Below are 12,609 nucleotides of genomic sequence, written 5' to 3' on the forward strand. Positions count from 1 at the left end.
CGTCACTCATCTCATGTCGAACCCGCCACACGAGGCGCCTGCACTAACCGCTCACGAAGAACATCCCGGCTGGCGCGCGTTTCTCAACGCGCGCATGCTGATCTGCGTCTTCCTCGGCTTCACGTCGGGGTTGCCGCTGTTCACCCTCGTCTATCTCGTCCAGGCCTGGCTACGCTCAGAAGGCGTGAACCTGAAGGAAATCGGCCTGTTTGCGCTGATCCAGTTTCCCTATACGTGGAAATTCCTCTGGGCTCCGCTGATGGACCGTTACGTGCCGCGTCTGCCGGGCTGGCGGCCGGGGCGCCGGCGCGGATGGATGCTCTTCACGCAGATTCTGGTTGCCGGCGCGATCGCGTCGCTTGGCATCGTCTCGCCGCGTGATTCGATCTGGACGGTTGCAGCATTGACCGCGCTCGTCGCGTTCTTCGGCGCAAGCTCGGATATCGTGATCGACGCGTATCGGCGAGAACTGCTGCATGACACCGAGCAGGGCCTCGGCAATGCCGTGCACGTGAACGCGTACAAGATCGCGGCGCTCGTGCCCGGTTCGCTCGCGCTGATTCTCTCGGACCATCTGCCATGGGCGACCGTGTTCATCGTGACGGCCGCGTTCATGCTGCCGGGCATGGTGATGACGCTCGTCGTGCGCGAGCCCGAAGTACACGGCACGCCGCCGAAGAACCTGCGCGAAGCGATCGTCGAGCCCTTCCGTGAATTCATTCTGCGCGACGGCTGGCGCGGCGCGCTGTTCGTGCTCGGCTTCATCTTCCTGTACAAGCTCGGCGATACGATGGCGACCACGCTGTCCACGTCGTTCTTTCTCGACATCGGCTTTTCGCGCACGCAGATCGGCGTGATCGCGAAGACGACGGCGTTCGGCGCGAGTCTGGCGGGCGGCATCATCGGCGGCATTGCGCTGATGCGCATCGGCATCGGTCGCGGCTTGTGGATCTTCGGCATCCTGCAGATGGTGTCGACGCTCGGCTTCGCATGGCTCGCGCATGTCGGGCCGACGTCGCCGGGACTCACCGTCGTGTACGACATCGCCGTCGCGCTCAGCACGGGCACGACGAAACTGCTGTCGTTGCTCGGCATCGGCTGGACGGTGCAGCTCGATCCGATGTCCGTGGCGCTCGCGCTCGTGTATGGCTTCGAGACATTCACAACAGGTCTCACGCTCGCCGCCTTCACCGCGTATATCGCGAGCACGACCGACCCGCGCTATACGGCGACGCAGTTCGCGCTCTTCACGTCGCTGGCTTCCGTGCCGCGCACGCTGGCGTCGGCGGCAAGCGGCTTCGCGGTCGCGCAGATCGGCTGGTTCAACTACTTCTTGGTCTGCACGGCGCTTGCTATACCGGGCATGCTACTGTTGTTCCGGATCGCCCCTTGGAGAAAGCAGTCGTGATGGTGTTTGCGTCGCGGCGCGCCGTCATGGGTCCGACTTCGCGCGCCGCTTTCCGTCGATCGCCTGCATATCGCATGCGCGGGGGTACCCGTGCGCTGCATCTGGCCGTTCTCGCTGCCTGCGCGGTGTTCGGCGTGACGTCGCCGTGGCGGGCGTACGCGACCGAATCGACGTCGAACGTCAGCGCGCCGCCCGCTGCGAACGCGCCTGCTGCACCATCGGCACCTTCCGTACCATCGGCGCCAAAGTCAGAAGCGCCGTCCGCCACGTCCGGCGCATCCGCGCCGTCGAACGCAGGCTCAGCGACACCGCCAACGCCCGTGACTGCTCGCACGCCGGCACCCACGCCCCCGCCGCCATCGCCTTTCATGCCTAACCAGCAATTGCGCTATGGCGGCTACGCGGTATTCCGCAATCTGATTCCGTCGCCGATGCTCGAAGCGCAATCGGCGGAGGAATTCGATCAGATCGCGCGCGGCGCCGAGCATATGAGCCGGCTCTATCCGTCATCGGACGCGCACGTGAAGCGCGTGCAGGCGATCGTCGACAAGCTGGTTCCGTATTCGCTGAAATGGAACGACCGCGCGAAGAACTGGAAGTGGGATATCGCGGTACTGCGTTCGCCGGACATTCGTGTGTACTGTCTGCCAGGCGGCAAGATCGTCGTGTATGGCGGCATGCTCGACAAGGTCAAGCCCAACGACAACGAACTTGGCATGCTGCTCGGCCATGAAATCGCTCACGCCCTGCGTGAGCACGCGCGCGAGCGTCTCGGCGAACAGCAGGCCGCGCAACTCGGATCGGGGACGATTCCGCAACTCTTCGGTCTCGCCGATCTCGGCGAAGCGCCGCTGGGCATCGGCACGCAGTTGCTGGAAATGAAGTACGAACGCGCGGATGAGACGGAAGCCGATGTGATCGGCAGCGACATTGCATCGCGCGCCGGTTACGATCCGCGCGCGGCGATCACGCTATGGGACAAGCTCGCCGTCGCGACGCGCAACAACCGCGATCAGGGCTTCATCTACGTGCACCCGTATAACGCGGCACGTCGCGCGGACATCATGAAGCGGCTGGCCGACATGCTGCCGCTGTACGCGAAAGCTGTCGGCAAAAGCGTCGATGCGTTGCCCGACTATGCGGGCATCGGCCGCCCGCGTCGTACGACCGCGAACGACTGACGCCGCTTTCGTTTATTTCTTCGCGATCTTGTGCGCGTAGTCGACGGTCACGGGCGCGTGATCGCTGAACTTGATATCGCGGAACACATCGACGCGTTTCGCCGTCGCCGCAATGCCCGGCGTCGCGATCTGATAATCGATACGCCACCCCACGTTCTTCGCATACGCCTGGCCGCGATTGCTCCACCACGTGTATTGCTCGGGCCGCTGATCGAGCGTGCGGAACACGTCCACGTAGCCGACATCGTCGAACAGCGTCGTCAGCCACGCGCGTTCTTCCGGCAGGCAGCCCGAGTTCTTCTGGTTGCCCTTCCAGTTCTTGATGTCGATTTCCTTGTGCACGATGTTCACGTCGCCGCACACGATCACTTCGCGCTCTTTCGACAACTCAGTGAGATGCGGCATGAACTCGTCCATGAAGCGGTACTTCGCCTGCTGACGCTCGTCGCCGCTCGAACCCGACGGCACATACACCGAAATCACCGACAGATTGCCGAAGCGCGCTTCCACGTAGCGGCCTTCGGGATCGAACTCTTCGCTGCCGAAGCCGATCACGACTTCATCCGGCTCGTGACGCGTATAGAGACCGGCGCCGCTGTAACCCTTCTTCACCGCATGCTGGAAATAGCCGGTGAAACCGTGAGGCGCGAGGAATTCAGGCGTCATGTCGTCCTGCGAGCACTTGATTTCCTGCACGCACACGACGTCGGCCTTCTGCTCGCCGAACCACTCGAAAAAACCTTTCTTGGCCGCCGAACGGATGCCGTTCAGGTTGGCGGTGATCACACGCAACATGTTTTTTATATGGACGCCTCCCGTTTGCCAAGAGATTGTGTGTGCTGGTGGACAGGAAGGCTGCGGTTTTATATCCGGCCTTGTTGCAGGTCGAACCCGCTGGCCTCGATGGAATCCGCTGACCCACGCCTCATTTCCTTAACGGGCTTTTTAGCCCAGAAAAACATTCAGGTTTCGGGAGTCACGGTCTGACCTGTTTGCCATCACACTCAATTACCTTGCGCAACCTTTTGACGTGCCCATCCTTTGCAAAACTGGTTTATCGGAATCGCCTCACCGATTACATCGGCTTGACGCTCACATAATTTCCCTCATACGTTCGATCGTGCGCAAGTAGCGCCCAGATCGTTCGTGCCATCTTGTTCGCCAGCGCGACCGTCACAACGTTCTGCGGCCGGCGCTTGCTGATCTGCTCAACCCACGGACCCGGCTCTTTCACGTGTGCCAGCACCGCCCGGGCACCGTGTATCAGCAGCGTGCGCAGATACGTATCCCCTCTCTTGCTGATCCCGAGTAGCCGTACCTTGCCACCGGTGCCGACCTGGCCTGGCACCAGCCCGAGCCAGGCCGCAAATTCCCGCCCGGATTTGAACACCTTCGGATCCCCCATCGTCGCCACAGCCGCTGTCGCGGTCAGCAGACCGACGCCTGGAATCTCGGCAATCTTCCTGCAGGCCTTGTCTTCCTTCATCCACTCCGACAGCCGGCGCTCGATTTCCTTGATCTGCCCATCCAGCTCACCGATCCGACTCCACTGCTCGCGAAGCGTATTCACTAGCGCCGCAGGCAATCGCTCGCTCAACCGCGCCAGCACATCTGTCATCGCCCTGTTCAGTGCTGCCCGGCCCACTGCCATCACCTCGCCGTACTCCACCAGTAGTCCGCGCAGACCATTGCTCTGCATCGTTCGAAACTTGATCAGTTGCTGCCGCATCCGGTGCAGTGCCAGCACGGCCTGCTGTGCTTCGCTCTTCACCGCTACCGACTTCACACTCGACTGCTGTACTGCGGTCCAGATCGCCCGCGCATCTGCGACGTCGTTCTTGTTGCCGCTAACGAACGCCTTCACCGCCTTGCCCGGCATCAGCCGCACCTGATGCCCCATCTCGATCAACCGACGTGCCCAATGCTGCGCACCACCACAAGCCTCCATTCCTATGAGGCAGGGCGAGCGATTCGCGAAATGCTCGAGGAACCCAGCTCGCTTGACCTGCTTGCTGATGATCTCGCCGGTTTCCGGCTCGACCCAGTGCAGCTGAAACACTCGCTTTGCAACATCAACACCGACTGCGGTAAGCTTCATTCGGGGTTCTCCTTCCTCAAGTGGTTTGTTTCGCAACTTCCACTTTGGCACATCTGATGCCGTCGGCTGTGAGAACCCCCTTCATCCCTGGTTACTCCCCCAATCTGCACCTACTGTCAGCCCTTGCGGGGGGAGGCGTCCATTCCATTTCCTTCGTTATGTTTTCGTCTATTCGACAAGGTGAAGATCATTCGACTATCACGCCCTTCAGCGATTCTTTCGCTGGCGGGAATTCGAGCTTCAGCGACTCGAACGCGCGCAGCAGCAATTCACCGACCATCACGTTGCGATGCGTCTTCGAGTCCGCGGGAATCACGTACCACGGCGCGTAATCCGTCGACGTCGCTGCGAGCGCTTCTTCGTATGCGTCCTGATACTTGTCCCACAGCTTGCGCGCGTCGAGATCGGAGACGTCGAATTTCCAGTGCTTGGTCGGATCGTCGATGCGTGCCTGCAAACGCTCGCGCTGCTCGTCCTTCGAAATGTGCAGCATGCATTTGATGATCGTCGTGCCGTTTTCCGCAAGCATCAGCTCGAAATCGCGAATGTGCCGGTAGCGGCGCAGGCGCGCATCTTTGTCCATCGAACCGAGCACGACAGGCACGAGCACGTCTTCGTAATGGCTGCGGTTGAAGATCGTCAGTTCGCCGGCGGCGGGCGCCTGCGAATGGACGCGCCACAGGAAGTCGTGCGCAAGCTCGGTGAGCGTGGGCGCCTTGAACGGCACGATGCGCAGACCGAGCGGATCGACTTCATGAAACACCGCGCGGATCGTGCCGTCCTTGCCGCTCGTGTCCATGCCTTGCAGCACGAGCAGAACACGCTGCACACGCTGCGCGTGCAGGCGCTCCTGCTGCGCATCCAGCGCCGCGCCGATCTCGGCAAGCCGTTCGCGGTCGGTATCTTTCGATCCCGTCGAAAACGGCTTCGAGGACGGATCGATGCTGGGGAGTGAAAACTTCGACTTTTCGTTCCCGTCGAAAAAGGGCACACGATATTCGTCGAGATCGTTCTTCTTAGCCATCGTTGTTCCTCCTGTGCGCCGGGCAGTCACGTCGAATGAAAAAGCAAACGGGCCGTTGCGCGACTTTCGATGCGACAACAGCCCGTCATGGTCTCGCATGCGACATGCCACACGCGAAAGCCCGTACCACTACGACACTCAGCCCAGCTTCTTCTTCAACAGCTCGTTGACCTGCTGCGGATTCGCCTTGCCCTTGGTCGCCTTCATCGCCTGGCCGATCAGCGCGTTGAACGCCTTTTCCTTGCCCGCACGGAATTCCTCGACCGACTTCTGGTTCGCGGCGAGCACTTCGTCGATGATCGCTTCGAGCGCGCCCGTATCCGAAATCTGCTTGAGACCCTTCGCTTCGATGATGCGGTCGGCCGCGGTGTCATCCGTGGCTTTCTCTTCCCAAATCGCGAGGAAGATTTCCTTCGCGATCTTGTTCGAGATCGTGCCGTCGGCGATGCGCTGCAGAACGAGCGCGAGTTGCGCAGCCGACACCGGGCTGTTAGCGATGTCGAGGTCTTCGCGGTTGAGTTGCGACGACACTTCGCCCATCAGCCAGTTCGCCGCGACCTTCGCCTGCGCTGCGCCGACCTTCACGACAACCGCTTCATAGTACGCGGCCATCGCCTTGCTCGACGTGACGACGCCTGCATCGTACGGCGTGAGACCGTATTGCTCGACAAAACGCGTCTGCATCGCTGCCGGCAGTTCCGGCAGTTCACTCCTCACGCGCTCGACCCACGACGACTCGATCACGAGCGGCATCAGATCGGGATCGGGGAAATAGCGGTAATCGTGCGCGTCTTCCTTGCTGCGCATCGAACGCGTTTCGCGCTTGTCCGGATCGTACAGGCGCGTTTCCTGCACCACCGTGCCGCCGTCTTCGATCAGTTCGATCTGACGGCGCACTTCGTACTGGATCGCTTCTTCGAGGAAGCGGAACGAGTTCAGGTTCTTGATCTCGGCGCGCGTGCCGAATTCCTTCTGGCCGACCGGCCGCACCGACACGTTCGCGTCGCAGCGGAACGAGCCTTCCTGCATGTTGCCGTCGCAAATGCCCAGCCACACGACGAGACCATGCAACGCCTTCGCATACGCGACTGCTTCGGCGGCGCTGCGCATTTCCGGCTCGGTGACGATTTCGAGCAGCGGCGTGCCCGCGCGATTCAGGTCGATGCCCGTCATGCCCGCGAAGTCTTCGTGCAGCGACTTGCCCGCATCTTCTTCGAGGTGGGCGCGCGTCAGGTTCACCGTCTTTTCGTACGCTTCCTTGCCGGCCTTTTCGTTGGCCGGCACCTGAATGGTGATCTGGCCGCCCTGCACGACGGGGATTTCGTACTGGCTGATCTGATAGCCCTTCGGCAGATCAGGGTAGAAATAATTCTTGCGCGCGAAGATGCTGCGCGGCGCGATCGTCGCGTCGATGGCGAGACCGAACTTTATCGCGCGCTCGACAGCGCCCCGGTTCATCACGGGCAGCACGCCCGGCAATGCCAGATCGACGGCGCAGGCCTGCGTGTTCGGCGCGGCGCCGAACTGCGTGGCCGCGCCCGAGAAAATCTTCGAGACCGTCGACAGTTGCGCGTGGGTCTCGAGACCGATAACGACTTCCCATTGTGTTGCCATGCTTAAACTCCCGCCGGCGCCTTGCGATGCCAGTCCGTGACGCGCTGGAACGCGTCCGCCACTTGCAGCATGCGTGCTTCGTTGAAATAGTTGCCGATGATCTGCAAGCCGACCGGGCGCTGCGCATTCGCGCCCGCGCCGAAGCCGCACGGCACGCTCATGCCCGGCAAACCGGCGAGGCTCACCGACAGCGTGTAGATATCCGCGAGATACATCTGCACGGGATCGTCGCCCTTCGCGCCAAGATCCCAGGCGACGGACGGCGCTACCGGTCCCATGATCACGTCGCACTGCTTGAACGCTTCCTGGAAATCCTGCGCGATGATGCGGCGGATCTTCTGCGCCTGCAGGTAGTACGCGTCGTAGTAACCGTGCGACAGCACGTACGCGCCGACCAGAATGCGGCGCTTCACCTCGGGGCCAAAGCCTTCGGCGCGCGACTTCTTGTACATGTCGAGCAGATCGCGATACTCGGCCGCGCGATGGCCGTAACGCACGCCATCGAAACGCGACAGGTTCGACGACGCTTCCGCCGGGGCGATCACGTAGTACACGGGAATCGACAGTTCCGTCTTCGGCAGCGACACTTCGACGAGCGTCGCGCCGAGCGCTTCGTATTGCTTCAACGCGGCATCGATCGATGCACGCACGTCGTCGGCGAGGCCCGCGCCGAAGTATTCCTTCGGCAAGCCGATGCGCAGGCCCGCGAGCGGCTTGTCCGCGGCGTTGCCTGTGCCCGACCATGTCTGGCCGAGATAGCGCGTGTAGTTTTCGTGATCGTGCGTGAGGCTCGTCGAGTCGCGCTCGTCGAAGCCGCCCATTGCGTTGAGCAGCAGCGCGCAGTCGGCGGCCGTCTGCGCCAGCGGACCGCCCTGATCGAGCGACGACGCAAACGCGATCATCCCGTAACGCGACACGCGGCCATACGTCGGCTTGATGCCCGTGATGCCCGTGAACGACGCCGGCTGGCGGATCGAGCCGCCCGTGTCCGTGCCCGTCGCGGCGGGCGCGAGGCGTGCGGCGACAGCCGCCGCCGAACCACCCGACGAGCCGCCCGGCACGGCCTTGCGATCCCACGGGTTCTGCACCGGGCCGAAGTACGAGTTCTCGTTCGACGAACCCATCGCGAACTCGTCCATATTGGTCTTGCCAACGCACACCATGCCCGCGCGCGCGATACGCTCGACGACCGTTGCATCGAACGGGCTCGTATAGTTTTCGAGCATCTTCGAGCCGGCCGTGGAGCGCCAGTTGCGCGTGACGAACACGTCCTTGTGCGCGATGGGCAGGCCCGTCAGCGGACCGGCGTTGCCGGCGGCGATCAGCGCGTCGGCGGCTTGCGCCTGCGCGAGCGTCAGTTGCGCGTCGACGTGAACGAAGGCGTTCAGCGCCTTGTGATCGTCGATGCGTTTCAGATACGTCTGCGCCAGTTCGACCGCGGAGCATTGCTTCGCGTCGAGCGCGGCGCGCAGTTCGGTCAAGCTTTTTTCATGCATTGCGTTTTTCCTGGAAAGCGCGACGGCGCGCTGCGCCGCCGTGAAGGCTTCCGGCCGCCCGCCGGCGGGCCGGGCCGAACAGTGCGGGTTGTGCTGCGGGCCGACATTCGCACGCGTGACACACAACCCTGTGCTAAATCAGTGAAGCGGCGCTTACTCGATGACCTTCGGCACCAGATACAAGCCGTCCTGCACAGCGGGCGCCGGACGCTGGTAATCATCGCGATTCACGTTTTCGGTCACGGCGTCGTTGCGCAGACGCAGCGCCACGTCTTCGATCTGCTCGATGGGATGCGCGAGCGGCGCGATGCCCGTTGTATCCACCGCCTGCATCTGTTCGACGAGGCCAAAGAAATCGTTGAGCTGGGTCAGCGTGTGCTCGGCGTCGGCATCGGGCAATTCGAGCCGTGCGAGGTGGGCGATGCGTTTCACATCGGTCAGAGTCAGGGCCATGCAGTCACCGGAAAAGTGGCAGTCTGCCGCAACGATGAAAAAACGATGCTGCGACAGCGGGTTAGGTCATTGGAGCAGGCCCTCGAAATTGGGGCCGGCGACGGCAAAAAGTGCCATTCGTTTCCTTTAAATCAAGCAAAATTATAAGGTATCATTACGCGTTCGACCCAAACCCGGACCGTCTTACCAAGGCCTTTCTGACATTTTCGGAGATCGCTGAACGACAGTTCGGCTACCTTGCGATAGCCTCCGGTACGTTCCCTCGCAGTTTCATGCTTCTTACGGCGCACTTGGCCGGACATGAGGCTGCTAATTTTTTTCCGCTGCCGCCCTACGCTTTCAATGCGAGGGCCGGCCCCCAGCGAGACAGGATTTTGCATGTTCGGTTTTTTGCGCAGCTATTTCTCCAACGATCTGGCCATTGACCTCGGCACGGCCAACACGCTTATCTACATGCGTGGCAAAGGTATCGTTCTCGACGAGCCGTCCGTCGTTTCGATTCGCCAGGAAGGCGGCCCGAATGGCAAGAAGACCATTCAGGCAGTCGGCAAGGAAGCAAAGCAGATGCTCGGCAAGGTGCCGGGCAACATCGAGGCGATCCGCCCGATGAAGGACGGCGTGATCGCCGACTTCACCGTGACCGAACAGATGATCAAGCAGTTCATCAAGACGGCTCACGAATCGCGCATGTTCTCGCCGTCGCCGCGCATCATCATCTGCGTGCCGTGCGGTTCGACCCAGGTCGAGCGCCGTGCCATCAAGGAAGCGGCACACGGCGCGGGCGCATCGCAGGTCTATCTGATCGAAGAGCCGATGGCAGCAGCAATCGGCGCGGGTCTGCCGGTTTCGGAAGCAACGGGCTCGATGGTCGTCGATATCGGCGGCGGCACGACGGAAGTCGGCGTGATCTCGCTGGGCGGCATCGTGTACAAGGGTTCGGTGCGTGTCGGCGGCGACAAGTTTGACGAAGCGATCGTCAACTACATCCGCCGCAACTACGGCATGCTGATCGGCGAACAGACGGCCGAAGCCATCAAGAAGGAAATCGGCTCTGCGTTCCCGGGCTCGGAAGTCAAGGAAATGGAAGTGAAGGGCCGTAACCTGTCGGAAGGCATTCCACGCAGCTTCACCATTTCGAGCAATGAAATTCTCGAAGCATTGACCGATCCGCTGAACCAGATCGTGTCGTCGGTGAAGATCGCGCTGGAACAGACGCCGCCGGAACTCGGCGCCGACATCGCCGAGCGCGGCATGATGCTGACGGGCGGTGGCGCACTGCTGCGCGACCTCGACCGCCTGCTGGCGGAAGAAACGGGCCTGCCCGTGCTGGTCGCCGAAGATCCGCTGACGTGCGTCGTGCGTGGCTCGGGCATGGCGCTCGAACGCATGGACAAGCTCGGCAGCATCTTCTCGTACGAGTAAGGTTGCCAGTCTCCATGTCTGCAGCGCGCACTGAAAGGCTGGCTCCGCCAGCCTTTGTGCGTTGGGCGCGCGCCTAGCGCGCCGCCGTTTCACCCAACCGCTCACGCTCCCGGCGACCATGGAATACAGTCCGCCGCCCCTATTCAAGCAAGGCCCCTCGGCTCTCGCACGACTTATCTTCTTCGTGCTGGTAGCGCTCGCCCTGCTCATTTCCGACGCGCGTTTCCGCACGCTCGAGATCGTTCGCGGCGTGCTCGGCGCGGGCTTGTATCCGTTGCAGCGCGCGGCGCTGGTGCCGCGCGACATCTTCATGGGTGCCGCCGATCTCGCCGTCACCAGCGCGTCGCTGCGCGGCGAGAACGACAAGTTGCGCACACGCAATCTGCAGTTGTCGCAGCAGGCCAACCAGGCGGCCCAGCTCGACGCGGAAAACGCGCATCTGCGTAATCTGCTGCAACTGTCGCAACGGATGACAACGCAGTCGATCCCCGCCGAAATCCAGTACGACACGCGCGATCCGTTCACGCAAAAGGTCGTGATCGGCCGCGGATCGCAGCAAGGCATCAGGGACGGTTCGCCCGTCGTCAACGAAGACGGCGTGATCGGCCAGGTGACCCGCGTGTTCCCGATGCAGTCTGAAGTGACGCTCCTCACCGACAAAGACCAGGCCGTCCCCGTGCAGATCGTCCGCACGGGTCTGCGCAGCGTGATCTATGGCACGCCGAAGGGCGACGCGCTCGACCTGCGTTTCGTGCCGATCAGCGCCGATGTGCTGGCCGGCGACGAACTCGTGACGAGCGGTCTCGACGGCATCTATCCGCCGGGGCTGCCTGTCGCGAAGGTGGTGCGCGTCGATAAACAGGCGGACACGGCGTTCGCGCGCGTGATCTGCCAGCCCATCGCGCCTGTGCGCGGTGCTCGCGATCTGCTTGTTCTACACTACGAGAACAACGTGCCGCCGCGCCCCGCCGACGAACCCGATCCCGCCGCAGCCGCGAAGGAAGCGAAAAAGAAGAACGCGAAAACGCAGGACAAGGGCAAGCCAGGCGAAAAGGACGTGAAGTCTGCTCCGACAGCCGCCGCGTCGGCGCCTGCAGCAGCCGCGGCTGCTGCAAAACCGGCTGCGCCGGCTGCCGCATCGTCGGCCAAGCCTGCCGGCAAGGCATCGACCGAAAAGAAGCCGGCCACTGAAAAGGGCGCGAAGCCTCAAGCCGCTCAAGGGGCAAATCAGGGGGCCAAGCAATGAATCGCCCGCAGTACATCCTGCAGCCCGTCAATCCTTATTTCATCGCGTTCAGCCTGGCCGCCGCTTTCCTGCTGAACATGATGCCGTGGGGCCGTCTGGTCGGCGTGCCCGATTTCGTCGCGCTCGTGCTGCTGTTCTGGAACGTGCATCAACCGCGGAAGGTCGGTATGGGCATCGCGTTCATGCTCGGTCTGTTGATGGACGTGCACAACGCCAGCCTGCTCGGTGAACACGCGCTCGCCTACACGCTGCTGTCGTACGGCGCGATCACGATCCACCGCCGCGTGCTTTGGATGTCGATCGGCGTGCAGGTTTTCGCTGTGATGCCGCTGCTCGTCGTCGCGCAACTCGTGCCGTTCGTGATCCGCCTGCTGACGGGCGCGTCGTTTCCGGGCTGGGGTTATCTGATCGACGGGTTCGTCGAAGCGGCGCTCTGGCCCATTGCGAGCATTCTGCTTTTGATGCCGCAGCGCCGTCCGGCCGATCCGGACGATACGCGGCCAATCTAATCGCCCGCGCCGCCCGTCCGCTCATGAACGCGCCAAGCTTTCGCCGCCTTCACGAGCGTTCGACGACGCAATGCGCTGCGCAACCGGACGACGCAGCGCAGAACCCGGCAGCGCACCGGCGCCTCGCCGCCGAATTGAATCAAACCGCATAACCGGCA

General features: G+C 62.4%; 11 protein-coding genes. 5 read left to right on the forward strand and 6 right to left on the reverse strand.

Going from position 1 to position 12,609, the window contains the following annotated elements; translation table 11 throughout:
* The first annotated feature begins 13 nt into the window (after positions 1–13).
* Together SB822_RS09195 and SB822_RS09200 are read left to right on the forward strand one after the other, a co-directional pair.
* A complete protein-coding gene (locus tag SB822_RS09195) occupies positions 14–1,408 on the forward strand; it encodes an AmpG family muropeptide MFS transporter (RefSeq protein ID WP_007743948.1) in 1,395 nt (464 codons plus the stop codon).
* Positions 1,408–2,589, forward strand: coding sequence for a M48 family metallopeptidase (locus SB822_RS09200; protein WP_410854574.1), 1,182 nt, complete (start codon positions 1,408–1,410; stop codon positions 2,587–2,589). Before SB822_RS09195 ends, SB822_RS09200 begins: the two co-directional genes overlap by 1 nt.
* 12 nt (positions 2,590–2,601) lie before the next feature.
* Here the strand turns inward: SB822_RS09200 and SB822_RS09205 are convergent, their stop codons facing one another.
* The 6 genes from SB822_RS09205 to gatC all read right to left on the reverse strand — a co-directional run bounded on the left by SB822_RS09205 (position 2,602) and on the right by gatC (position 9,274).
* Positions 2,602–3,384, reverse strand: a complete 783-nt coding sequence (locus SB822_RS09205) for an exodeoxyribonuclease III (RefSeq protein ID WP_007743944.1) — start codon at positions 3,382–3,384, stop codon at positions 2,602–2,604.
* Between the two features lie 280 nt (positions 3,385–3,664).
* The gene (locus SB822_RS09210; protein ID WP_410854513.1) at positions 3,665–4,687 is read right to left on the reverse strand and encodes an IS110 family transposase; all 1,023 of its coding nucleotides are present in this window, start codon (positions 4,685–4,687) and stop codon (positions 3,665–3,667) included.
* A 187-nt stretch (positions 4,688–4,874) separates the two neighbouring features.
* The gene (locus SB822_RS09215; protein WP_410854514.1) at positions 4,875–5,711 is read right to left on the reverse strand and encodes a PPK2 family polyphosphate kinase; all 837 of its coding nucleotides are present in this window, start codon (positions 5,709–5,711) and stop codon (positions 4,875–4,877) included.
* A gap of 138 nt (positions 5,712–5,849) precedes the next feature.
* Positions 5,850–7,325, reverse strand: a complete 1,476-nt coding sequence (gatB, locus tag SB822_RS09220; RefSeq protein WP_410854515.1) for an Asp-tRNA(Asn)/Glu-tRNA(Gln) amidotransferase subunit GatB — start codon at positions 7,323–7,325, stop codon at positions 5,850–5,852.
* 2 nt (positions 7,326–7,327) lie between these two features.
* The gene (gene gatA / locus SB822_RS09225) at positions 7,328–8,821 is read right to left on the reverse strand and encodes an Asp-tRNA(Asn)/Glu-tRNA(Gln) amidotransferase subunit GatA (RefSeq protein ID WP_410854516.1); all 1,494 of its coding nucleotides are present in this window, start codon (positions 8,819–8,821) and stop codon (positions 7,328–7,330) included.
* A 153-nt stretch (positions 8,822–8,974) separates the two neighbouring features.
* A complete protein-coding gene (gene gatC, locus SB822_RS09230; protein ID WP_007582035.1) occupies positions 8,975–9,274 on the reverse strand; it encodes an Asp-tRNA(Asn)/Glu-tRNA(Gln) amidotransferase subunit GatC in 300 nt (99 codons plus the stop codon).
* A 378-nt stretch (positions 9,275–9,652) separates the two neighbouring features.
* Here gatC and SB822_RS09235 point away from each other — a divergent pair, with 378 nt between their 5' ends.
* The 3 genes from SB822_RS09235 (at position 9,653) to mreD (ending at position 12,451) form a co-directional block, all read left to right on the forward strand.
* A complete protein-coding gene (locus tag SB822_RS09235; protein WP_004189550.1) occupies positions 9,653–10,696 on the forward strand; it encodes a rod shape-determining protein in 1,044 nt (347 codons plus the stop codon).
* A gap of 118 nt (positions 10,697–10,814) precedes the next feature.
* Positions 10,815–11,942 carry a rod shape-determining protein MreC gene (gene mreC / locus SB822_RS09240; protein WP_410854517.1) on the forward strand — a complete coding sequence of 376 codons (1,128 nt, stop codon included), beginning with the start codon at positions 10,815–10,817 and terminating at the stop codon, positions 11,940–11,942.
* Positions 11,939–12,451 (forward strand): rod shape-determining protein MreD, encoded by a 513-nt coding sequence (gene mreD, locus SB822_RS09245; protein WP_007581986.1) that lies wholly within the window; start codon positions 11,939–11,941, stop codon positions 12,449–12,451. Before mreC ends, mreD begins: the two co-directional genes overlap by 4 nt.
* The last annotated feature ends 158 nt before the right edge of the window (positions 12,452–12,609 follow it).

The organism is Paraburkholderia sp. SIMBA_054, assembly GCF_046534875.1.
GTDB lineage: Bacteria > Pseudomonadota > Gammaproteobacteria > Burkholderiales > Burkholderiaceae > Paraburkholderia > Paraburkholderia hospita.